Below are 22,105 nucleotides of genomic sequence, written 5' to 3' on the forward strand. Positions count from 1 at the left end.
GAACGGCCCTGCCTGCAGCATTCTCGGAGCTCGGGGCGCCGAGGTCTCGTTGCAATCCCTATGCCGGGATGGCCTCGAAATTGAGACAGCTCTACTGTCCTAACTTAGACCTTGCCAAATTTTTGTCTATCACACAAGCGCGAGGAAGTCCTCGCCCGCATGCTCGGATCGAACGGCTCGACGGGCATGTGGCGCCCCCGATTCGAAGCAAACACGCCGTGATCTGGCCCAAGGAGGGACCAAGGACCGCCGAATTTGAAACTGAAGTTTTGCCCCGGGCAAGCCGGCAAGAGAGCGGAAACGCTCCAGGGCGGGGCAGACAGGAGTTACGGCGATGAAGTTGTTCACAGGTTCGGTTGCTGCCGCCGTCCTCGCGCTCAGCGCAGCCTCGGCCGAGGCCCAGCTGGCGACGTCCGCCCGGATCGGCAGCCCGCTTCTGGTCAGGGTATCCGACATGGACGGGCCCTATGCCGCCATGCCCGAGGTTCCGCCGCCGCCGCGCTTTGGCCGGGTCCCGAGCCTGTTGCCGCCGGTCGAGGTCTATACCGTGCTCCGCGAGAACGGCTATTTGCCGCTTGGCGCGCCCCGACAGCGCGGGTTCGTCTACACGATCTCGGTGATCGACCAGGGCGGCGACGACGGCCGGCTGGTGATCGATGCCCGCGACGGCCACATCATCCGCTTCACGCCGGCCTCCCGGCTCGGCGACAATTACGAAGAGGAAATGAGCGCGACCGACGGTCCCGTCGGGCCGATGCCGCGGCCGATCCAGGCCCGGGTGCCGCGCCCGCCACTCCCCATCCCGCATGTCGCCAGCCGCGTGCCGGTGCCGAAGCGGAACCCGCTGGGGGCCAAAGCCCAGGTTCCGGCGGCTCAGGTTCCGGCGACCCAGGCTCCGGCGGCAGCCCAAGCGCCGGCGGCAGCCCAGGCTCCGGCCCCGGCGGCCCAGGCCGCCGTCCCGCAGGCGGCCACGCCGCAGCCTGCTCAGGCAGCGACACCCGCGACGGCCGAGCAGGCCGCAGCCCCGAAGCCGGCCGAGGCCCAGGCTGCGCAGCAAGCCGTCCAGCAAGCCGAGGCTCCGACCGTCGGTCAGGGTGCTCCGCCGCCGGCGCCCGCGATCCTGCCGACCCAGGCAATGCCCAAGGTGCAGGGATTGGAGTAGCGGTTACCGGCAACAAAAAACGCCCCGGTTTCCCGGGGCGTTTTCGCGATCAGCCAATATCTGCTGACGCGGGATTTGTTGCTTAGGCGGCGACCTTGCCGCCCGAGCCGTCAACGACCTGCGGAGCCTTCTCGCCCCCGCCGATCGGAATGCTGCGGGGCTTCTTGGCCTCGGGAATCTCGCGGACGAGATCGACGTGGAGCAGACCGTTCTCGAGCGAAGCGTTTTTCACCTGCACGAAGTCGGCAAGCTGGAAGACGCGCTCGAAGGCGCGGGAGGCGATGCCGCGATAGAGCACTTCGGCGCCGTTGCCGGAGTTCTCGTTGGCGGTTTTCTCGCCCTTGATCGTCAGCGTGTTCTCCTTCGCGACGATCGAAAGCTCGGCCTGCGAGAAGCCGGAGACCGCAACGCTGATCCGGTAAGCATTCTCGCCGGTGCGCTCGATGTTGTAGGGGGGATAGCCGGGGCTGCCGTCCGAGGTCACCTGATCGAGCAGGTTGAAGAGGCGGTCGAAGCCGACGGTGGAACGATAGAACGGAGTGAGGTCGTAGCTACGCATAGGAATAGTCCTCCATTGAGCGACTGTTTCAGTTACCCGCCCGCCATCGGGCCGGGCTTAGATGTGTGCAGCCTGATGTTTCGGTTCCGAAGCACTGGTAGCGGCCTGCACGGAAATGATATGGGAGGGGTCACGTCGCGTTCAAGAGGCGGAAACCGCGTCGCATTTTTCGGCGCCGGCGTCCTTGATCTCCACCCTGTCTCACCACTCCGGTCCCCTTCATGACGCTCGTCTCGATTCCCGCCAACCCGGTTCCGGACGACGTTGTCAGTGGTACCATCAAGACACCAGACGGGGCCGAGCTGCGCTTTGCGCGCTGGGCGCCGCCGCCCGGCCGCAAGGGCACGGTCTGCGTGTTCGGCGGGCGTGGCGAGATGATCGAAAAATATTTCGAGACCGTGCGCGATCTGCGCGACCGTGGCTTTGCGGTGGCGATGATCGACTGGCGCGGGCAGGGCCACTCGTCGCGCCGGCTGCGCGATCCCCGCAAGGGCTATGTGCGCGACTTCGCCGACTACGAGGTCGACGTCGAGACCTTCGTGCAGCAGGTGGTGCTGCCGGATTGCCCGCCGCCCTATTTCGCGCTGGCGCATTCGATGGGCGGTGCGGTGATGCTGCGCCTCGCGCATGCCGGCAAGCGCTGGTTCGACCGCATGGTGCTGTCGGCGCCGATGATCGACCTGCCGCGCCGCCGCGTGTCGTTCTTCCCGAGCGCGCTGCTTCGGATCATGCGGCTGGCCGGGCAGGGCGGCCGCTATGTTCCCGGCGGTAGCGACGAACTGGTCGGCCTCGCGCCCTTCATCGGCAATCCCGTCACCAGCGATCCGGTGCGCCATGCCCGCAACGCGGCGATCCTGGAAGAAGATCCGACGCTCGGCATCGCGGCGCCGACGATCGCATGGGCCGACACCGCGTTCACCGCGATGCGCACCTTCCGCGGCACGTCGTATCCGTCCGAAATCCGCCAGCCGATCCTGATGCTGGCGGCGAGCAATGACGAGGTGGTGTCGACGGCCGCGATCGAGGAGTTCGCCTATCACTTGCGCGCCGGTTCGCATCTGGTGATCGCCGGCTCCAAGCACGAAATCCTGCAGGAGCAGGACCGCTACCGCGGCCAATTCTGGGCGGCGTTCGATGCGTTCGTGCCGGGCACGCCGCTGTTCAAGTGAAACATGGCGTTTTCGAGCGAAGCGGAAACCGGTTCGCGTGAAGAAAACGCGTCCAACAAAAATCTAGCGCTGTAGCAGCGCGACGATCCGGTCAGGAAAGCGCTTGTCCACGAACAGCGTCCTGACCTCGGCGACGCTGAGATAGCGGTCCTTGCCTTCGCCCTTGCCCATGATGTCGAGCAGCACCGGCCACTCGCCTAGCATCAGGAGCGGATAGTAGCAGTGCAGGATGCCGTAGGACGGCGGATGCTCGTCCTTGGCGCGCTGGAAGTTCGCCGCCATGAAGGTCTTGATCTCGGCGGCCGACAGCCCGCGTTCGACGCTGCCGTCGGGTGCCTTGTGGTCGCTGCCGAAGGTCGCGAGCCGCGCGATCTCGTCCTCATGGACCACCGCGTGCTGGTCGAGGATGCGCGAGCCGGCGCCGTGCTTGTCGAGCGGGCCGTTGCGTAACGCGTCGAGAATGGCGCCCTGGAACAGGCTGCGCAGCTGGCTGAAAGGACCGAGGCCGTTGGCGATCTGCGCCACCATGAAGATCTTCGCCCGCGCGGTGAATCCCTCGAACCCGGTCTTGCCGGTTGCGCGCCCGATGGTCCCGGTCAGTTCAGGCAGCGGCACGATATGGCCGCCGACATAGTTGCCGGCGGCGAGCGCCCGCAGGAAAGGGCACGGATTGTCAGGAGAAATCTGCGGGGCGGGCGCCGCGCTTGCAGCCGTATCGGACATCAAACCACATCCTGAAAAGCTTCAGCTTAAAAAGCATCCATTACCGGTGGATGAATTCGCTCAGGAGTCGACGGCGAATTTCGAGGTGGATGCAACCAGAGCGAGTTTGCCGAACGGCAGCCCGGCTTTCAAGAGGCCGTCGCGATAATGCGCGATGTCGGCCGGGTTCTTCCAGTGGAAATTGCGCAAGTGACGCTCGACCGTCAGCTCGGGATGGTTGGCGAGCAGGGCCTCGGCCGCCTGCGCGGCCTCGTCGGCGCGGCCGAGCTGGGCGAGCGCTGCGGTGCGCACCGCAAGGCACTGCAGATGGTTCGGGTTCAGATACAGCCCCTCGCGCGACCACGACAGCGACGCGTCATATTGCCCGAGCAGATAATGGCTGAACGCGTTCAGCGCCGCCCATTGGTAGCGCGGGTCGCTGTTGCCGCGCTGGACCGCCGTCGAGAACAGATCGACCGCCTTGCGATGGTCGCCGATCACCATGTGGCAGATTCCCAGCACGCCGCGCGCGCCCATGTCGTAGGGGTTGAGCTCGATCGCCCGCTTGATGGCGTCCATCGCGGCTTCGTAATGGCCCTGCATCGCGTGCAGATAGGCCAGCAGCGAAAACGCGAACGAGGAGCGCGGGTCGAGCCGCACGCTGCTCTCGGCCAGGCTGACCGACGAGGCCCACAATTCGCGCGTGCTCGGAATCCAGCCGAACTGGATGCTCTGGATCTGAATCAGCGCCAGATAGGCGCGCGCGATCGACAGCGCGGGGTCGAGCTCGATCGCTTCCTTGAACAGCGCGATCGCGGTTTCGCAATCGTCCTTGGTCTGCTGGTAGTAGTGCGACAGCCCCTTCAGGAAGCGATCCCACGCCGTCAGTTCGGCGTTCGGCGAGCGCGCCGGTGCCGATGCTTCGGCGCGATAGATCTCCTGCGCGACGGCGGCGGAGAGATTCGCGGTGATCTCGTCCTGCATCGCGAACAGGTCGCCCATGTCGCGGTCGTAGCGGCCGGTCCACAGCTGCTCGCCCTTCTCCGGCGCGATCAGCTCGGCGGAGACGCGGATCTTGTTGCCGGCGCGCCGTACCGAACCCTGGATCAGATAGGTCGCGTCGATCTCGCGCGCGATCAGCCGCGTCGAGACGTTCTTGCCCTTGTAGGCGAAGGTCGAGTTGCGGCTCAGCACGCGGTAGAAGGATTGCAGCGACAGCGCGTGGATCAGGTCCTCGGTCAGGCCGTCCGAGAAATATTCGTCGGCGCCGCCGCTCAGATTGTCGAACGGCAGCACGCCGACGATTGCGGTCCGGTATTGCCCCGGCAGATGCGGGCCGTCGTCCGGAACCTGCTCCTGGGCATCGGATCCGGCCGGCGCCCAGGTCCAGACATTGACCGGCTCGGCGATGTTCTTGAAGCGGTGCGGGCCGGCGTCGACGAGGGTGACGGCAAGCCGCCGTCCCGCTTCGGTGCGGGCCTTGTCCGACACCGCGATGCCGCCGGGCGTTGCGACCGTCTCGAGACGGACTGCGATGTTGACGTCGTCGCCGAACACCTCGTCCTCGTCGGCCATCACGTCGCCCATGTGGACGCCCATCCGGAAGTGCATGGCGCGGTCGGCCGGCAAATGTTCGTTGCGCTCGGCCATCAGGGTCTGCATCGCGACGGCGGCCTCGATCGCGCCGATGATGCTCGGAAATTCCAAGAGGAAGCCATCGCCGGTGTTTTTGACGATTCGGCCGCCATGATTGAGGATGATCGGGTAAATCGCGCTGCGGTGCGCCTTGAACGAGGCATGCGTCCCCGCCTCGTCGGCACCCATCATGCGGGAATAGCCGGCGATGTCAGCGCAAAGAATGGCAGCGAGCCGTCTTTCCATGTCTCCTGTGCCCTGGAATGGCCACTTAGCCGAGGTGACCGAATCCGATACTTACAAGACAGGCCGGGTCCGGCGGAAGCCCGGTTTGCAGGCACCTATAATGCATAGTAGCAGGAATTGGCATGCGACCAACGGATCGTACAGTGGTTTCTCTACTGAATTCGTGTGTCGCTGGGATGGCGCCGGCTGGCTGATCATCCTTTCCGGGCGGTTACTTGCATAGGTTAATCTCACTGCCATGCTGGGAATTCACGAACTTTGGCTGTTTGTCCTGTCCGGCCTGCTGCTCAACGTCACACCGGGGCCGGATACCGCCTATATCATCGGGCGCACGATTCAGCTCGGATGGCGCGGCGGAGCCGCTGCGGCGGTCGGAATCAGCTGCGGCTGCCTGGTTCATGTGCTGGGTGCGGCGATCGGGCTGTCGGCGCTGCTGATGGCCTCGTCGACCGCGTTCCTGGCCGTCAAGCTGGTCGGCGCGGCCTATCTGGTGCTGACCGGTCTGCAGATGCTGCTGGCGCGCGCCAGACCAGTCGCTGACATCACGGGGCAGGGCGGCGAGACCTCGATCTCGCGTGTGTTCTGGCAGGGGGCGCTGACCAATATCCTCAACCCCAAGGTGGCGCTGTTCTTCCTGGCTTTCCTGCCGCAATTCGTGGCGGCCGATTCGCCGCACAAGACGCTCGCCTTCCTGGTGCTCGGGCTGATCTTCATCACCGGCGGCACGCTGTGGTGCCTTGGTCTTGCGGCCTTCGCGGCGCGGGCTGCCGGCCACATCAGGCAATCGGCCGGCGTGATCGCCTGGATCAACCGCTCGCTCGGCGCGCTCTTCATCTATCTCGGCGTCCGCGTCGCGACGCTGGAGGCGCGCTAGCTCGCGCCTTGAGGCTCTCGCTTTGCCGCTCTAGCCGTGGATCTTGAGCAGTGCGCTGCCGGCGAGATAGATGCCGAGCAGGATCATCGCGATCAGGAACCAGCGGCGGAACACCTCGGGGTGCATCCGTGTGCGAACCGCCTGGCCGATGAACATGCCGGTGAACGACGCCGCCATCGCGACCGCGCCCGGCAGCGCGGTGGCTGCCGTCAGCAGGCCCGATGCCGTGAGGTTGAACGCGAGCGCCACGGTCGCAGTGGTGAAGAACACGCCGAGCGCCTGCACCAGTTCGTCCTTCTCCATGCCGATCGCCTGCATGAAAGGCATCGAGGGGATGACCTGAACGCCGGTCGCCGCCGAGATCAGCCCGGTGATGACGCCGACGATGCCGCCGATCCATTTCTCGTCGCGCCGCGCGACCTTGAAGCTGAACCGGCTCAGCCCGACGATCGCGTAGATCACCAGCAGCACGCCCAGCACCACGGTGCCGTAGGCCGCGTAAGGCCCGGTCAGCAGCCCGGCATTGATCCAGATGCCCGCCACGGTGCCGAGCATCAACGGCCACAGCCGCTTGATGATGTCGCGCAGATAGGGGCCGACGAAGGTCTGCCAGATATTGGTGACGATCGCCGGCACGATCACGATAGCAATCGCCTGGCCCGGCGCCATCGTGGTTGCGAGCAGCCCCATCGCGACCGTCGGCAGGCCGAGGCCGAGCGTCCCCTTGACGAAGCCGGCGAGCAGGAAGGCGAAAGCGATGAAGATCAGGAGATGGTCGACCATGGCGGCACATTGACCGATCGATGCGAACGGCACAATCTGGAGGTTACGGAGTTAGCCTTCGGACGACCCGAAGGTATGGGGTGGGAAACGTCATGCGGTTCGACCTGACCGATTTGCAATTGTTCATCGCGGTTTCCGATGCGCGCAGCATCACCCAGGGCGCGGCGCGCGCGAACCTTGCGCTGGCTTCGGCCAGCGAGCGGATCAAGGGCCTCGAGGAAGCGCTCGGCGTCGCGCTGCTCAAGCGCGGCCGCCGCGGCGTCGAACTTACTGCGGCGGGCGAGAGCTTGCTCGGCCACGCCCGCATCGTGATCCACAATGTCGAGGCGCTGCAAAGCGATCTCGCCGCCTATGCCAGCGGCGTGCGCGCCAACGTGCTGCTGCTCGCCAACACCTCGGGCCTTTCGGAGCATCTGCCGCGCGCGCTCGCGGCCTTCCTGCACGAGCATCCCGACATCAGCGTCGACGTCGAGGAGCGCGAGAGCACCGATATCGCGACCGCGATCGCCAGCGGCGCCGCCGATCTCGGCTTCGCCGCGGAACACGCGCTGCCCGACAGCGTCGAGCGGTTCCTGTTCAGCGAGGACCGCTTGATGCTGGTGGCGTCGCGTCGCGGCGATCTCGGCGGCCGCCGCCAGATCGACTTCCAGGAAGTGGTCGGCCGCGATTTCGTCGGCCTCACGGCAACATCCGCGCTGCAGGTTCATATCTCGCGGCATGCCGCAAAGCTCGGGGCGCGGCTGCGCTTCCGCGCCCGCCTGCGCGGCTTCGACGCGATCTGCCAGATGGTCGCCGCCGATGTCGGCATCGCCGTGATCCCGGAGACCGCGGCGCGGCGCTGCGCGGCGTCGATGCCGATCACGACGATAAGGATCCGCGACGCCTGGGCCAACCGCCGGCTGACGATCTGCGCGCGCAGCTTCAAGGCGCTGCCGCGGGCGGCCAAGCAACTTGTGGACTATCTGCGCGCCGAAGCGCAGCGCTGACGGCTGGCTCATTTCGTCGTCACCACGCCGGCGTCCTGGATCACCTTCGCCCATTTCCTGATGTCGGCGGCGATGAAGTCGCGGAAATGTTCCGGCGTGTCGCCGGCCAGCGTCAGGCCTTGCTCGGCGAGCTTCTGCTTGACCATCGGATCGGCCATCGCCGCGGTGGCGAGCTGGTTCAGCCTTGCGACGATCGCGGGCGGCGTTCGTGCGGGCGCGACCATGCCGTACCAGTTCTCGATGACCAGTTCGGGCATGCCGGCCTCGGTGGTGGTCGGCACGTCGGGTGCGGTCGGCGCGCGTTCGCGCCCACCGAGCGCGATCGGCCGCAGCGCGCCCGCCTTGATCTGCGGCAGGATCACCGGCAGGTCGAGGAAGGTCATCTGCACCTGCTGACCCAACAGGTCGTTCACCGCCGGCGCGGCGCCGCGATAGGGCACGTGCACGATGTCGATCTTGGCCGTCAGCTTGAACAATTCGCAGGCGAGATGCGGCAGGCTGCCGGGGCCGGAGGAGGCGAAGTTGAGCTTACCCGGCTGCGCCCTGGCGAGCGCGACCAGTTCGTTCATGTTCCTCGCCGGCACGTTGGCGGCGACCACCAGCATCTCCGGCACGGTCGCGACCAGCGTCACCGGCGCGAGATCCTTCAGCGTGTCGTAGGCAACCCTCTCCATGCTGGGGCTGATCGCCAGCGCGCCGGCGCTCGCGATCGCCACCGTGTAGCCGTCGGGCGCCGCCTTCGCGACCGCGTCGGTGCCGAGCACGCCGCCCTGGCCGGCGCGGTTGTCGACGATCACGGGCTGCCTTGCGAGCTCCGAGATCTTCTGCCCGATCACCCGCGCGATGATGTCGTTCGGCCCGCCGGGCGGGAACGGCACGATCAGCCGGAGCGGCTTGGTCGGGAAATCCTGGGCGAAAGCCGTGACGGGCGCGAGAAGCAGGAGAAGGGCTGCCAGCAGCCTGCCGCGCATCGTCATGTCGCCCATCCCTGGCTTTTCTGGTTGCGGTCAGGATGGGCGCAGATCAGACGCCCGGCAACTCAAGAATCAGGCAGGGAACTCAGGCGTTCAAAAGCTTCATCGCCGCTTCGTGCACGCGCGGGTCGCCGGCCGCGATGATTCGGCCGCCGCTTTGCGCCGGCTTGCCGTCCCAGGTGGTGACGACGCCGCCGGCGCCGGTGATGATCGGGATCAGGCCGGCAATGTCGTAAGGCTTCAGCTCGGTCTCGACCACGAGGTCGAGATGACCGGCGGCGAGCATGCAATAGGAGTAGCAGTCGCCGCCATAGCGCGACAGGCGCGCTGCATTCTCGATGCGGCCGAAGCGGGCGCGGTCATCCGGATTCATCAGCAGCGGGCTCGTGGTGAAGACGGTCGCCTCCTTCAGCGAGGCGCAGCGCCGTACCGAGAGCCGCCGTTCGCCCGACGGGCCGGAGTAATGCGCCGAGCCGTTGTCGCCGGAGAAGCGCTCGCCGATATAGGGCTGGTGCATCATGCCGAATACCGGCGTACCTTTGTGCAGCAGCGCGATCAGCGTGCCCCAGATCGGAAAGCCGGCGATGAAGGATTTCGTGCCGTCGATCGGATCGAGCACCCAGACATAGTCGGCGTCCTCGCGCTCATTGCCGAACTCCTCGCCGACGATGCCGTGTTGGGGGAAGTTCGACTTGATCAGCCGCCGCATCACGGCTTCCGCCGCCCGGTCGGCCTCGGTGACCGGATCGAAATCGTTCGAGCTCTTGTTGTCGACCGAGAGCGAGGTGCGGAAGAAGGGCAGGATGGTTTCGCCGGATGCGGTCGCAAGGCGGCCGATGAAGGCGGTAAAGTCGATGACCGTCACGGCATGTCCCTGAACTGCGCAAACGACGCGGTAGAAATCGGATGCGGTCTTGCCTAGCTCAATCCGGCGCGGCGCGCACGATTAACGGAGTGTTATCCAGCCCGATGACGCGGTTCCGGACTTTCGATTTGGCTTCGGATTCGAAAGCGCCCCGGGTCCCGGTCTCGATCACGAAGTTGCGAATTCTGGTATACAAGCTATGCGCAGAGCGCTGGCCGCCCGGGGCTTTCCTTGTAAGATATTGATCCTACATACGGAAAGCCGCTCCTTCCGGCCTGTTGCAGTTTCGCCAGACTTTCCAACATTACCCAAGAAATGTTTCGAAAGTTCTTGCGTTTTGTGCAGCGCGGTCGCATATTGTTGCGGTGCGGTAGCGCCTCGCGCTATCGCTGCCCTCCTTGGGCGTTTCCTCCCTAGACTTGGGCCGCTTGTTCATTCAAGCGGCCCTTTTTTCTTGGGCCGTCGTTTCCGCAAGTGAACTGAGAATCCAGTTCGGCGCTTATCGCGCCGCCAACTTGAATTCCTAGTTCATGACTTCGTCGGGATCGCAGTGCCCGACGAAGGATTGATTACTCCGCTGCCGCCTGGAACGGGCCGAGATCGCCGAACGGGATTTTCGCGAGCGCATCCGCCAGGGTCGCAAAGTCGGCGGCCACCTGCGCGAAGCGAGGGCCGCGCTCGCGGCGGCGCTCATCCATATAGACCGCGCGGTTGAGCTCGATCTGCACGGTGTGCAGGCCGCTCGCCGGATTGCCGTAATGCTCGGTGATGAAGCCGCCGGCATAGGGCTTGTTGCGGCCGATCGAATAGCCGAGCGAGCTCATGATCTCCTCGACGAGGTCGGGCAATAGCGCCGCACAGCTCGTGCCGTAGCGGTCGCCGATCACGACGTCGGGCCGGCGCGGCTCGTCGCGCGACACGCCGACCGACGGCATCGAATGGCAGTCGACCACGATCACGGCGCCGAACGCCTGGTGCGCCTTGTTGATCAGCCGGCGCAGCGCGCGGTGATAGGGCTTGTAGAGCACCTCGATCCGGCGCAGCGCCTCGTCGACGTCGAGCCGCTCGCGATAGATCTCCTGGCCGTCGCCGACCACGCGCGGGATGGTGCCGAGCCCGCCGGCCACCCGCATCGAACGCGTATTGGCAAAGCTCGGCAGCCGCCCGGTGAACATGCGCGGGTCGAGCTCGTAGGGCTCGCGGTTCACGTCGACATAGGAGCGCGGGAAGTTGACCCGCACGATCGGAAAGCCGCGATCGCTGAGGCCCGCGATCAGCTCGTCCATGAAAGAGTCTTCGGAGCGCCGCAGCGACACCACATCGATTCGCGACGCGTCGAGGAATTCGGCCGGATAGACCGAGCCCGAATGCGGGGAATTGAAGATGATCGGCGCGCGCCAGGCCTGCGGCTCAACGATCTCGAACGGGGGCGACAACTCGCCAGCAAATTCGGTCATTCCCTTGGCGCCGTCCCTTGCGTCCGCCTCGCCCCGCAGCAACTGAGTCTGCCGGAAAAGCGGAGATTTATGAGCACGCATTGTCGGTAATCGCGATCATTCTGCCAAGTGAAAAGAGTGTGGTTTCAGCTGGAACGCGTCTTAAAAGCAGCAAATGCGGCACCCGGTTGATTCGATGTCCGGTTCGGTCCACAAATGGATGGCGCGCATTTGCCGCTGGCTTGACGCAAATTTCACCCGAAATTTACCGTCTGTCGGGCTTACTGTTCGGACTGCTCCTCAAGCCGGATTCGACGATTCCTGCCATGCCGAAAATACTTCTCGCCGAAGACGACACCGATATGCGCCGCTTCCTGGTCAAGGCGCTCGAAAACGCGGGTTTCAAGGTCTCGCCGCACGACAACGGCATGTCGGCCTACCAGCGGCTGCGCGAGGAGCCGTTCGAAATGCTGCTCACCGACATCGTGATGCCCGAGATGGACGGTATCGAGCTGGCGCGCCGTGCCTCGGAACTCGATCCCGATATCAAGATCATGTTCATCACCGGCTTTGCCGCGGTGGCCCTCAATTCCGATTCGGAGGCGCCGAAAAACGCCAAAGTGCTGGCCAAGCCCGTGCACCTCAGGGAATTGGTCAGCGAAGTGAACAAGTTGCTGGCGGCCTGATTCGCCAAAAAACCTTCACTTTGTATCCTTGCCTGCCCCGCCGCCGTCCGTTATAGGGACCCGATCCAAATACGCTTTGGGTGCGTAGCTCAGCGGGAGAGCACTACCTTGACATGGTAGGGGTCACAGGTTCGATCCCTGTCGCACCCACCATCCTTCGCTCGCGCAGCGAGAGAAGGATGCCGCGCCGAAGCCCAATGGGCGGAGGCGGGCCCTTGGCCGCGAGCTGCGGCTCGGCAAGCCGTTTCTTGATACCTCCATAAATCTCTCGACCCGTCATTGCGAAAAGCGAAGCGACGAGCAATCCATCGCTCGGCATATGCGGATGGGAGGATAGCTTCGCTTCGCTCGCAATGACGTGGTTGGTTTCCTGTCTTGTTGGTGTCATCACCCGTCGCATGCGGGTGACCCAGTATTCCAGAGACAGCAGTGTTTGAACCGAGGGACCGCGGCTCCCTCCACACGTCGTCCCTGCGAAAGCAGGGACCCATACCCCGCGGCGGGTGTTGGGAACGGGACTCGTCGTCCCAGCATCGTTCAACAATCAGCATTCGTGGTTATGGGTCCCTGCTTTCGCAGGGACGACACTGAGTGGGTGGCTCGACCGTTGAGTCATACGCCCGCATTCTTGTGACATCGTTTTGTCCGAGCTTGGCCGCCGCTACGGAGGGCGGTCGGATGGAAGCCGGTAGCGCCACGTTTCGCCGGCGAGAACCCCGCGCTGCCGACGCACAACGGAGGGCCATTCAGAGCGAACCACGCTGAGGACCGCAGCATCGGCGGACGGCTCTTCATCGGCAGCGAAGTATGCGCGAAGCCTGCCTTCGCGGCGGAAACCGAGGTCGGCGTAGAGATCAAGCATGTGCCTCAGGCGCCAGTCCAGATGCACCTCGGCCCGCTCGACCATGAGCACTTCGAACGCATACCGCGTCATCAGATGCGCAACGTGACTGACGAGCACGGCCTCGTCCAGTCGTCCGATGCTCCAGATTGGAGCGAACGTAGCCCGCTTCTCGTGCCGGTCGATCGTGCCGAACCCGGACACGCCGAGCAGGTCTCCCGATCCCGCGGCCTCGATTGCGAACGCGGCCGCGGTGTCGACCTGGTCCCGTGCCGCCGCCGGGCGTGCGGCATTCGGCCGATCCGATGTGCCGCGATCGAGCCGCCGCAGCATCGCTGCCTCGCGAAGCTGCTGTGCGCGCGAAGACTCCGGGCCGGTGATCCTGGTCAACAGGATGCGGTCGGTGGCGAAGCTTGCATGGTTGCTCGACGGGTACATGCCGTATTGACGCACCCGATGCGCATGCCGTCAAATGACCGGAAAGCCAGTTCATATGCAAATTAGTCATGCCCTTGAATCCAAGACATGTTGACCTGTTTCGAGAGGTCGTGCGCCACAACGGAATCACCAAGGCCGCCTTGAGCCTTCGGGTGGGACAGCCTTTCATCAGCCGCGCGATCGCACGTCTCGAGCGCGAGATCGGCTTTGCGTTGTTCGAACGCGGGCGAGGCGGCGTCACGCTGACTCCGGAAGGCGAGATATTCCTGCGCGAGGTCGAGAGAAACCAGGCCGGCCTCGAGTATCTGGCGCGCGCCGCGCGCGGCATTCGCGAGCGCGGCAGCGGGACGCTCAGGATCGCATGTCTTCCGGCGTTCACCTATTCCTTGATGCCGCAGATCGTCAGCAGCTTCCTGAGGAAGAATCCCGACATCGTCGTATCGGTGGCCGTCCACAGCCCCGAGCGCGTCTGGAGCCTGGTGGCCTCGGGACAATGCGACGTCGGGCTGGCGCGGCCGCAGGCGGGGTTTGCCGCGGTCGACGACGAGCTCCTCATGACAACGGAGGCGGTCTGCGTCCTGCCCCGCCAGCACCGGTTACGCTCGAAGCGATCGATCGCAGCGCAAGATCTGCGGGGAGAGCCCATGATCGCAGCTTCCCCGAGCGCACCGCATCGATCCCGCTTTGAGCGCGTCCTCGATGAGGCCAAGGTCGAGATCAAGACGGTCGCGGAGATCCAGTACAGCATGCAGCGTTGTGCCCTGGTTGCGCAGGGACTGGGTTTCTCAATCGTCGACCCGATCGTGGCCCGGGATTTTGCAAGCTCCAAAATTGTACTCAAGCCGTTCGTGCCACGGCTGGAGATCGCCACCATGTTGCTGCTTCCTTCGCAGCGGCCGCGAAGCCGTCTCGCACTTCAATTCTGCGATCTGCTGCGCGCCGAAACCGCGCAGTACAGGAAGTCCGCGCGCGTGCAGGCTTGAGCACCGGCCGCCGAACTCGCCAAGCTCAACGGACAGACCGGCACGCTCGATGATCGCGCCGATGGCGCTGCCGCACGGCGCGCAGGTGGTGCTGATTCCGTTAGGCAACGCCTGCGTCGCCGTGACCGCGCTGCGGGTCGCCGGGTAACGCTGCCGCTCAACCCGGTCGACCCTTGTCGGCCTCTTGCCGGCGCCAGTCAGCTCGGCTGGCCGCGCCGGGTTGCTCTGGCCGATCTCACCAATGACGCCAGCGCGGATAGCCGCCGCGATAATAGGCGTATGCCGGCCGCACCACGTGACGATAGCGGTAGCCGTAATAGGCCGGCCGGTATCCGCTATAATATGTCGTCGTGTAGCCGCCGCCCCAACGATACGGCGCAGCGTAATAGCCGTCGTCATAGGCATAGCTGCCGTAATAGGCGGGCGAATAGCCATAACCGTAGCCGTAGCCGGGGTAGCCGTAACCATAGGAATAGCCGGGATAGCCGTAGGCTGACGAGGCGAGGCCGCCGACGACTGCGCCGGCAATCAATCCGCCCGCGACCGCCGGACCCCACCCCCACCCTCCGTGTCCCCACCGTGCTTCGGCGGGCGCCGGGGCCGCGATGGCGCTCACCCCAAGCGTACCGACGGTTGCAAGAACAAGCCCTGTTTTCCGCATGTGATCCTCCTCGATGATGATGCCCAGCCGGTCAACGGAGGAGAGTGGCATTGGTTGCGTATGGCCGCGCGCCTGCAAGGGATCCGGGCCCGGCGGCGAGGTGGGCGCAGTGGTGCTGCCGTTGACGGCGAATCCAATGTTCAAAGCCGAACGGAGCCTGTTTCGATCCACCGCCAGTCGCAGCGGACGATGATCCGCGTGAGCTCGCTGAGCATCGTCATGACGACGAACGCACACTTCGATTAAAAACGGGAAAGCGTGGCCATCGGTTCCTGAAGCGTGACCAGACATCAGGCCGCTGGCTCAAGATGAACTCAAGATGAACGTGTGGTGTTCCCTTGGCGCGAAATGTCGCGTCGCGGCGGTGTCTAGGAACGGTGCGGGCGGCGCCGCTGTTTTCTCAGAGTTCACCGGCGAGACGCGCGTACCGTTGCGTCGCGTCGCTCGCCGGCTTTGTTGGAACGCGGCCCCGGCGCGGAGCGTGCCAGCCATCGGCGCCAGCTTCGCGATCCGGATAGCCGCCAAACTGCAGGAGGAATCGGTAATGCAGAGCAAGATGATGAAGAGCAAATTTCTGCTGACGACGGCCGTGCTGTTGGCAGGCGTCAGCCTCGCATCGGCGCAGGGCATGCGCGAGGGTGGCGGGGGCGGCATGGGTGGTGGCGGCCCGGGCGGCGGCGGAAGCGTCGGTGCGGGCGGTGGCGGCGGTGGTGAACACGGCCGCTCCGCAGGCTCGTCGGCCGGCAGTTCCGGCGGCGCAATGCATGGCAGTCCCGGGGCATCGCGAAGCGAAGGCATGACGGTCGGTCGCGGCCAGGGCGGCGCACGAGAAACCGGCAGGGCTGAAGGACAGATGGGCCGCGGTGCCGCCGAGCGCAGCCAGACCACCGGCCAGGCCCGCGAGAGCGGCCGCGCCGAGCAGGGTCAGCGCAGCCAGAGCAAGCAAGAGCAGACCGTCGGCCAGGGCCGAGACCAGCGCGAGCAGATGGGGCGATCTGAATCCCGCGAACGCGGCAGCGCCACGACGCGGCAAAGCCAGCAGCAGGAGAATCGCGCCAACACCGCGAACCGCGGCCAGGGCACCACGACCGGCCAGGGCACGGCTCAGGACAAGGCTCAAGGCAAGACTCAAGGCAAGCCGGGCATGACGACCGGCCAGAGCACGACCACGGGCCAGGCAAAGGGCGCGAACACGACCACCGGCCAGGGCACAACGGCAGCCCCGAATACGCGAGCCGGCCAGACCACGGGCGCGGCCGCTCCGCAGTCCGGTACGACGCAAAACCGGATGAACTCCGGACAGACCACCGGTCAGGCTCAGGGACAAGCCGGGACAACCGCTCAGACCCAGGCGCAGTCGAACGCCACGGTCCAGACCGAGGCCGGGCGCACCGTGACCGCGCAGCAGCAGAGCACGATCCAGCGCTCGGTGCTGTCGGCGCGTAACGCACCACGTGTCAATGTCAGTACGATCAACTTCGCGGTCAATCCGGGCGTGGTGGTGCCGCGGAGGTTCAACGCGGTGTCGGTTGCCGCCTTCCCGGCGCTGATCGATGCGTTCCCGTATTATCGCGACGACAGCTTCTTCGTCGTCGAGGATGAAGTCGTGTTCCTCGATCGCGAGCGCCGTGTCGTCGACGTCGTCCCGGTCGGACCGCGGACGCGCTTCAGCCATCGCGGCGGTGGCGGTGGCGGTGGTAGCGGTAGCGTTGCGATGATGGACCTGAACCCGCAGCAGATCCGCGAGGTGCAGCAGGTGCTGATCGACCGCGGCCTGCTGGTCGGCGAGGCTGACGGTGTATTGGGATCGCGGACCCGCGAGGCGCTGATCACCTTCCAGCGTCAGGAGGGCATCACGACCAGCGGCAGCGTCGACACGCGCACGGTGACCGCACTCGGCCTGTCGGATCGGGTCGGTCAGGGCGCGGGCGCATCGTCGACGGTCGGCCAGAGCCGCACCCAGCAGAACACGACTGGACAGACGACCGGTCAGACCAACGCGCCGCAGAACCAGTCGACCGGCCAGACCGGCACTCAGCAGCCTGCCCAGCAGAACACGACCGGGCAGACCACGGGTCAGGCGAACTCGCCGCAGAACCAGTCGACAACCGGCCAGAGCGGAAATCAGCCGTCCGCTCAGCAGCAGGCCCCGCAGCAGAATACGACGGGCCAGGCTGCACCGCAGAACCAGTCGACCGTCGGTCAGGGTAGCGGCAATCAGTCAAATGCCGGCCGGGACACGCAGTCCAGCCAGCCCAACCAGAACAACAACCCGCCGTCGTCAGGCTCAGGCCAGAGCCCGCAGACGCCGGCGCAAAACTCCGATCGGAAATAGGATCTCTGTGCAGGAGCCCCGCTGCAGAGCGGGGCTCTTTTTTTGCGATCTTGCGATCAGTCTTTTAGTTCGGAATTCGGCACCAGGCCGAACCGGCCGTGCAATCCGCGCCAGAGGCCGGCGCACAGAACGCTCAGAAGCTTGCGCATCGAACTCCCTCGACATCAGCCATCGTGCGATCCTGCTGATGCCGGTGGCGAAAGGACAGAGCCAATTCTGAGCAGATCTGCGCAATCTTTAAGCAAGACACTGTCGTGGCCGCGCCGCGCGCGCGGAAAAATCTCATGAGATTCAATTGCCCGCCCGCTGGCACGCCTCGTGCATCAATGGCGTCGAGTTGGCCGCTAGGGTTCCGATCTTGCGAAGCAAGGTGCTGGTCCGAGAGCAGCCGCTTGCGGGGGAGACATCCCCGCAGGTGCACGGCGGGATAAAAGCCCGGGAGACCTCGTCAGCCAAGGGATTGGCGGAGCGATGGTCTTTTCGCCAGTCCCTTTTTGTGAAATTTCGCAAGAGGGATCGGCAATGAACAAATTCGTTTTCTTCCTTCGCTCTGTTGTCATCGGCTGCGCGGTCGTGCTGGCGGCTGCGCCTGCGGCCGACGCCGCGCCGAAGAAAAGCTTCAAGGTCGCCTGGTCGATCTATGTCGGATGGATGCCGTGGGGCTATGCGGCCGACACCGGCATCGTCAAGAAATGGGCCGACAAATACGGCATCGCGATCGAGGTCAAGCAGTTCAACGACTACGTCGAATCGATCAACCAGTACACCGCCGGCGGCTATGACGCCGTCACCATCACCAACATGGACGCACTGTCGATTCCGGCAGCCGGCGGCGTCGACACCACCGCGGTCGTGATGGGCGATTTCTCCAACGGCAACGACGCGGTGATCCTGAAGAACAAGTCTGATCTCGCCGCGATCAAGGGCCAGACCGTCAACCTGGTCGAGTTCTCGGTGTCGCATTATCTGCTGGCGCGCGCGCTCGAGACCAGCAAGCTGAGCGAGAAGGACGTCAAGGTCATCAACACCTCCGACGCCGATATCGCCGCCGCCTACAAGACGCCTGACGTCAGTGCGGTGGTGACCTGGAATCCGATCGTAACCGAAATCCTCGGCTCGCCCGATGCGAAGAAGGTGTTCGATTCCTCGCAAATCCCCGGCGAGATCATGGACCTGATGGTGGTGAACACCGCAGTCGCCAAGGACAATCCGGACTTCGCCAAGGCGCTGGTCGGCATTTGGTACGAGACGCTGTCGAAAATGACGGCGAACGATGCCGCGGCGAAGGCCGCCAAGGAGGCGATGGCCAAGGCCTCCGGCACCGACCTCGCCGGCTTCGACAGCCAGCTCTCGACCACAAAACTGTTCGACAAGGCAACCGACGCCGAAGCCTTCACGCGCAGCCAGACCGTCGGCGCGACCATGGATCGCGTGCGCAAGTTCCTGTTCGAGAAGGACCTGCTCGGCAAGGGCGCGAAGTCGGCCGACGCCGTCGGCATCGAGCTCGCCGACAAATCGGTGCTGGGCGACAAGTCGAACGTCAAGCTGCGCTTCGACCCGACCTACATGGACGAGGCCGCCAAGGGCAAGCTCTGACGCCAAGCTCTGACGCGCAGCGCGTCGCCCCAAGCAGGAGCTGCCCATGCGACTTGTGAACATACGGCCGGGACGGCAGACGCGATTCTATCTGCTCGCGCTGCCGTTCGTATTGGTCGCAATCGCCTACTTCGCCGGCTCCAGCGCGCGGCTCGCGCAGAACCCGAACGACAAGCTGCTGCCGGCGCTGCCGAGCATGGTGCAGGCCGTCAAGCAGATGGCGTTCGAGGTCGACCCGCGCACCGGCGGCTATCTGATGGCCTCCGACACCGTCGCCAGCCTGGGGCGACTGGGCTCGGCGCTGGCGATCTCGACGGCGGCTGCGCTGGTGCTCGGGATCGTGATCGGGCTGTTGCCGGGCGCCAACGCCCTGCTCGGGCCGTTCGTATCGGTGACCTCGATGGTGCCGCCGCTGGCGCTGTTGCCGATCCTGTTCATCGTGATGGGGCTCGGGGAGAATTCCAAGATCGCGCTGATCGTGATCGGGACACTGCCCTGCATGATCCGCGATCTCGCCATGAAAGTGCAGGAGCTGCCGCGCGAGCAGATCGTCAAGGCACAGACGCTCGGCGCCTCGACCTGGCAGATCGCGCTGCGCGTCGCGATGCCGCAAACCCTGCCGCGTCTGATCGACGTGCTGCGCCTGCAGCTCGGGCCGGCATGGCTGTTCCTGATCGCAGCGGAGGCGATCGCCTCCGATTCCGGGCTCGGCTACCGGATCTTCCTGGTGCGCCGCTATCTCGCGATGGACGTCATCATCCCCTACGTCGCCTGGATCACGCTGCTGGCGTTCCTGATCGATGTCGGCCTACGCGTCATGCAGCGAAGGTTGTTTCCGTGGTTTGCCTCGGTGAGGGCGGAATGAGCACGATCCGCTTCGACGACGTCTGGAAGGAATATGGCGACCACATCGTGCTCGAGCGCATCACGATGGAGGTCGAGCCGCGTGCCTTCATTGCGCTGGTCGGCCCGTCCGGCTGCGGCAAGACCACGCTGCTCCGCATGTTGCTCGGCGAGGAGCAGCCGACCCGCGGCCAGATCCTGGTCGACGGCAAGCCGTTGCCTGGCGAGCCGGACGCCGACCGCGGCGTGGTGTTCCAGCGCTACTCGGTGTTTCCGCATCTGACGGTTTTGCAGAATGTCATGCTCGGGCGCGAACTGCGCGACGCCAAATTCACCGGCCGGCTGTTCGGCGCCGCGCGCCGCGCCGCCGCCGACGAAGCGATGAAGCTGCTCGCCGAGGTCGGGCTCGCCGGCCAGGAGAGCAAATATCCGTCGGCGCTGTCGGGCGGCATGCAGCAGCGGCTCGCGCTGGCGCAGGCGATCATGCGCGGGCCGAAGATCCTGCTGCTCGACGAGCCGTTCGGTGCGCTCGATCCCGGAATCCGCGCCGACATTCACCTTCTGATGAAGCGGCTCTGGAACGAGACCCATCTGACGGTCGTGATGGTGACGCATGACCTCAGTGAAGCCTTCGGACTCGCGACGCGCGTGATCGCGCTGGAGCGGCAGCGCAACCGCCCCGAGGAGCGCGAGCGCTACGGCGCCACGGTGTCGCGCGACCTCGAGATATTTCCGCGCCGCAGTGCGGAGCTGCGGTCGTCAGTTCAACCAGCTCCGACCGGGACGACCCGGTCAGGCAAGGAGCACCAGCCGGGACGGCCCGGCGCTCTCGTCTTGAAGGAGCAACCATGATCCTGTCAGAGGAACAAAAGGCCGAGATCGCGGCGCATACCCGGCGGTATAACGAGGTGAAGGCGGCGGGGCAGGAGCACGCGCCGCGGGCACTGCCGGCGCCGACTGCGCGCGACGCCGCGTCGATCGATGCCGACACTGTCATTCACCGCGAGACGATCCCATCCGGCTGGTACTGGACCACGCGGCTGAATCGCGGCGACACGCTGCGCATCGTCAACACGTCGGGGACGTCAACCGTCAGCCTGCTCGCCTGGAACAGCACCGACACCACCGAACGGCTCAACCACGCCGACACCATCAAGGTGCAGTGGGCGGCGCGGTTGCAGAAGGGGCGGGTGCTGCTGTCCGACATGGGGCGCGCGCTGCTCGGGATCACCGAGGACAGCAGCGCCGCACATGATGCCGTGGTCGGCGGCTCGACTGCGGCCACCAACCTGGCCAAATACGGCGACGGGAATTTCCGCAACACGCGCGACAATTTCATTCTCGCCGCAGCCAAGTTTGGCCTTGATCGCCGCGACGTGCATCCCTGCGTCAGCTTCTTCGCACCGGTCGCGATCGACGCCGACGGCAAGTTCGTCTGGTCGGAGCAGCGGCGGCAGCAGGGCGATTTCGTCGATCTGCGCGCGGAGATGGAGCTTCTGATCGCGCTGTCGAACTGCCCGCATCCGCTCGATCCCGCCAAAATCTATCCGCAGGCGAGCGTGGAGATCGTGCGCTACCGCGCGGCCGCGCCGGCGGCCGACGATCTGTGCCGGACTGCGACCGCGGAAGCGGCCCGCGCCTACGAGAACAATGCGCTGTATCTCGGCGAAGCCCTGGAAGGAGCCGTGCGATGACCATGCAACCTGTTCGCACCGCCGGCCGCATCGTTCTCGATGTCGAAATTCCCGCGCGCAAGCCGTGGTCGGCGATCATCCGCAAGGGGCAGACGCTGCGGATCACCGATAGCCATGGCCAGCAGGCGGTCGACACGCTGTTCTATTGCGCCAGTGATTTCGGCGAGCGCTACAGCGGCCAGGATACGCTGCGCGCGCAGGGCTCGGCCTATGTCGGGCTGGGAACCACGATCATGTCCAACGAAGGCCGCGTGATGCTGCGTGTGACGGCCGACAGCTGCGGCCTGCACGACACCTCGGCGGGCGCCTGCTCGTGCGAAAGCAACACCGTGCGGTTCGGGCACCAGACCCGCTACCAGCACGCCTGCCGCGAGAATTTCGTGATCGAGGCCGCGAAATACGGCATGTCGAAGCGCGACATCGTGCCGAATCTCAACTTCTTCATGAACGTGCCGATCGATCCCGCCGGCAATTTCACCGTGGTCGATGGCGTCTCCAAGCCGGGCGACGCCATCGAGCTGGTCGCCGAGATGGACGTGCTGTGCCTGATCTCGAACTGTCCGCAGATCAACAACCCCTGCAACGGATTCTTTCCGACGCCGGTTCAGGTGACGATCTTCGAGCCGGAGGCGTGAGG

21 protein-coding genes, 1 tRNA gene and 1 riboswitch are annotated in these 22,105 nt (G+C 65.3%); of the genes, 13 read left to right on the forward strand and 9 right to left on the reverse strand.

The features are described 5' to 3' along the window. Positions 1 to 334: 334 nt before the first annotated feature. Positions 335 to 1,162, forward strand: a complete 828-nt coding sequence (locus tag ACZBJS_RS20715) for a hypothetical protein (protein ID WP_316398656.1) — start codon at positions 335 to 337, stop codon at positions 1,160 to 1,162. Between the two features lie 82 nt (positions 1,163 to 1,244). On the opposite strand, the gene ACZBJS_RS20720 is transcribed toward ACZBJS_RS20715, so the two are convergent. Beyond that, positions 1,245 to 1,721 (reverse strand): Hsp20 family protein, encoded by a 477-nt coding sequence (locus tag ACZBJS_RS20720; RefSeq protein WP_092087522.1) that lies wholly within the window; start codon positions 1,719 to 1,721, stop codon positions 1,245 to 1,247. Positions 1,722 to 1,942: 221 nt separating this feature from the next. Between ACZBJS_RS20720 and ACZBJS_RS20725 the strand changes: the two genes are divergently transcribed. Next, the gene (locus tag ACZBJS_RS20725; RefSeq protein ID WP_057016251.1) at positions 1,943 to 2,890 is read left to right on the forward strand and encodes an alpha/beta fold hydrolase; all 948 of its coding nucleotides are present in this window, start codon (positions 1,943 to 1,945) and stop codon (positions 2,888 to 2,890) included. A 63-nt stretch (positions 2,891 to 2,953) separates the two neighbouring features. Here the strand turns inward: ACZBJS_RS20725 and ACZBJS_RS20730 are convergent, their stop codons facing one another. Together ACZBJS_RS20730 and ACZBJS_RS20735 are read right to left on the reverse strand one after the other, a co-directional pair. After that, positions 2,954 to 3,613, reverse strand: coding sequence for a hypothetical protein (locus ACZBJS_RS20730; RefSeq protein WP_316398657.1), 660 nt, complete (start codon positions 3,611 to 3,613; stop codon positions 2,954 to 2,956). 60 nt (positions 3,614 to 3,673) lie between these two features. Next, a complete protein-coding gene (locus tag ACZBJS_RS20735) occupies positions 3,674 to 5,473 on the reverse strand; it encodes an adenylate/guanylate cyclase domain-containing protein (RefSeq protein ID WP_057016253.1) in 1,800 nt (599 codons plus the stop codon). A gap of 238 nt (positions 5,474 to 5,711) precedes the next feature. Between ACZBJS_RS20735 and ACZBJS_RS20740 the strand changes: the two genes are divergently transcribed. Beyond that, positions 5,712 to 6,347 carry a LysE family translocator gene (locus ACZBJS_RS20740; protein ID WP_316398658.1) on the forward strand — a complete coding sequence of 212 codons (636 nt, stop codon included), beginning with the start codon at positions 5,712 to 5,714 and terminating at the stop codon, positions 6,345 to 6,347. A gap of 30 nt (positions 6,348 to 6,377) precedes the next feature. Here ACZBJS_RS20740 and ACZBJS_RS20745 read toward each other — a convergent pair whose 3' ends face one another. Continuing rightward, positions 6,378 to 7,130: a sulfite exporter TauE/SafE family protein gene (locus tag ACZBJS_RS20745; RefSeq protein WP_456777749.1), complete on the reverse strand. Its 753-nt coding sequence runs from the start codon at positions 7,128 to 7,130 to the stop codon at positions 6,378 to 6,380. A 92-nt stretch (positions 7,131 to 7,222) separates the two neighbouring features. Here ACZBJS_RS20745 and ACZBJS_RS20750 point away from each other — a divergent pair, with 92 nt between their 5' ends. Continuing rightward, entirely contained in the window at positions 7,223 to 8,116 is an 894-nt protein-coding gene (locus tag ACZBJS_RS20750) for a LysR family transcriptional regulator (protein WP_076827672.1), read from the forward strand. A gap of 8 nt (positions 8,117 to 8,124) precedes the next feature. Here the strand turns inward: ACZBJS_RS20750 and ACZBJS_RS20755 are convergent, their stop codons facing one another. The 3 genes from ACZBJS_RS20755 to ACZBJS_RS20765 form a co-directional block, all read right to left on the reverse strand. Continuing rightward, a complete protein-coding gene (locus ACZBJS_RS20755) occupies positions 8,125 to 9,093 on the reverse strand; it encodes a tripartite tricarboxylate transporter substrate binding protein (protein ID WP_316398660.1) in 969 nt (322 codons plus the stop codon). A gap of 82 nt (positions 9,094 to 9,175) precedes the next feature. Beyond that, positions 9,176 to 9,955, reverse strand: coding sequence for a histidinol-phosphatase (hisN, locus tag ACZBJS_RS20760; protein WP_076827670.1), 780 nt, complete (start codon positions 9,953 to 9,955; stop codon positions 9,176 to 9,178). A 569-nt stretch (positions 9,956 to 10,524) separates the two neighbouring features. Next, positions 10,525 to 11,412, reverse strand: a complete 888-nt coding sequence (locus ACZBJS_RS20765) for an N-formylglutamate amidohydrolase (RefSeq protein WP_057016267.1) — start codon at positions 11,410 to 11,412, stop codon at positions 10,525 to 10,527. Positions 11,413 to 11,717: 305 nt separating this feature from the next. Between ACZBJS_RS20765 and cpdR the strand changes: the two genes are divergently transcribed. Further along, positions 11,718 to 12,077 (forward strand): cell cycle two-component system response regulator CpdR, encoded by a 360-nt coding sequence (gene cpdR, locus ACZBJS_RS20770; RefSeq protein ID WP_016843340.1) that lies wholly within the window; start codon positions 11,718 to 11,720, stop codon positions 12,075 to 12,077. Positions 12,078 to 12,155: 78 nt separating this feature from the next. Then, a tRNA-Val gene (locus ACZBJS_RS20775) sits at positions 12,156 to 12,230 on the forward strand. Positions 12,231 to 12,738: 508 nt separating this feature from the next. Here the strand turns inward: ACZBJS_RS20775 and ACZBJS_RS20780 are convergent. Continuing rightward, positions 12,739 to 13,356, reverse strand: a complete 618-nt coding sequence (locus tag ACZBJS_RS20780; protein WP_057016258.1) for a GNAT family N-acetyltransferase — start codon at positions 13,354 to 13,356, stop codon at positions 12,739 to 12,741. A gap of 68 nt (positions 13,357 to 13,424) precedes the next feature. On the opposite strand from ACZBJS_RS20780, the gene ACZBJS_RS20785 reads away from it, so the two are divergent. After that, the gene (locus ACZBJS_RS20785; RefSeq protein ID WP_076827668.1) at positions 13,425 to 14,339 is read left to right on the forward strand and encodes a LysR substrate-binding domain-containing protein; all 915 of its coding nucleotides are present in this window, start codon (positions 13,425 to 13,427) and stop codon (positions 14,337 to 14,339) included. Positions 14,340 to 14,574: 235 nt separating this feature from the next. On the opposite strand, the gene ACZBJS_RS20790 is transcribed toward ACZBJS_RS20785, so the two are convergent. After that, positions 14,575 to 15,000 (reverse strand): hypothetical protein, encoded by a 426-nt coding sequence (locus ACZBJS_RS20790; protein ID WP_229193406.1) that lies wholly within the window; start codon positions 14,998 to 15,000, stop codon positions 14,575 to 14,577. A 544-nt stretch (positions 15,001 to 15,544) separates the two neighbouring features. Between ACZBJS_RS20790 and ACZBJS_RS20795 the strand changes: the two genes are divergently transcribed. The 6 genes from ACZBJS_RS20795 to ACZBJS_RS20820 all read left to right on the forward strand — a co-directional run bounded on the left by ACZBJS_RS20795 (position 15,545) and on the right by ACZBJS_RS20820 (position 22,103). After that, a complete protein-coding gene (locus tag ACZBJS_RS20795) occupies positions 15,545 to 17,335 on the forward strand; it encodes a peptidoglycan-binding domain-containing protein (RefSeq protein WP_463439078.1) in 1,791 nt (596 codons plus the stop codon). A 333-nt stretch (positions 17,336 to 17,668) separates the two neighbouring features. Beyond that, positions 17,669 to 17,779, forward strand: a riboswitch (guanidine-I (ykkC/yxkD leader). A gap of 78 nt (positions 17,780 to 17,857) precedes the next feature. After that, positions 17,858 to 18,931 carry a putative urea ABC transporter substrate-binding protein gene (locus ACZBJS_RS20800; RefSeq protein ID WP_057017922.1) on the forward strand — a complete coding sequence of 358 codons (1,074 nt, stop codon included), beginning with the start codon at positions 17,858 to 17,860 and terminating at the stop codon, positions 18,929 to 18,931. A 46-nt stretch (positions 18,932 to 18,977) separates the two neighbouring features. Further along, entirely contained in the window at positions 18,978 to 19,796 is an 819-nt protein-coding gene (locus tag ACZBJS_RS20805; protein ID WP_225647374.1) for an ABC transporter permease, read from the forward strand. Beyond that, on the forward strand, positions 19,793 to 20,626 hold the full coding sequence (locus tag ACZBJS_RS20810; RefSeq protein WP_316398662.1) for an ABC transporter ATP-binding protein: 834 nt from the start codon (positions 19,793 to 19,795) through the stop codon (positions 20,624 to 20,626). The genes ACZBJS_RS20805 and ACZBJS_RS20810 overlap by 4 nt, the downstream gene beginning before the upstream one ends. Next, on the forward strand, positions 20,623 to 21,468 hold the full coding sequence (locus ACZBJS_RS20815) for an urea amidolyase associated protein UAAP1 (RefSeq protein ID WP_316398663.1): 846 nt from the start codon (positions 20,623 to 20,625) through the stop codon (positions 21,466 to 21,468). The genes ACZBJS_RS20810 and ACZBJS_RS20815 overlap by 4 nt, the downstream gene beginning before the upstream one ends. Next, on the forward strand, positions 21,465 to 22,103 hold the full coding sequence (locus tag ACZBJS_RS20820; protein WP_141339589.1) for an urea amidolyase associated protein UAAP2: 639 nt from the start codon (positions 21,465 to 21,467) through the stop codon (positions 22,101 to 22,103). Before ACZBJS_RS20815 ends, ACZBJS_RS20820 begins: the two co-directional genes overlap by 4 nt. Positions 22,104 to 22,105 lie beyond the last annotated feature (2 nt).

The organism is Bradyrhizobium sp. KZN70725, assembly GCF_055264925.1.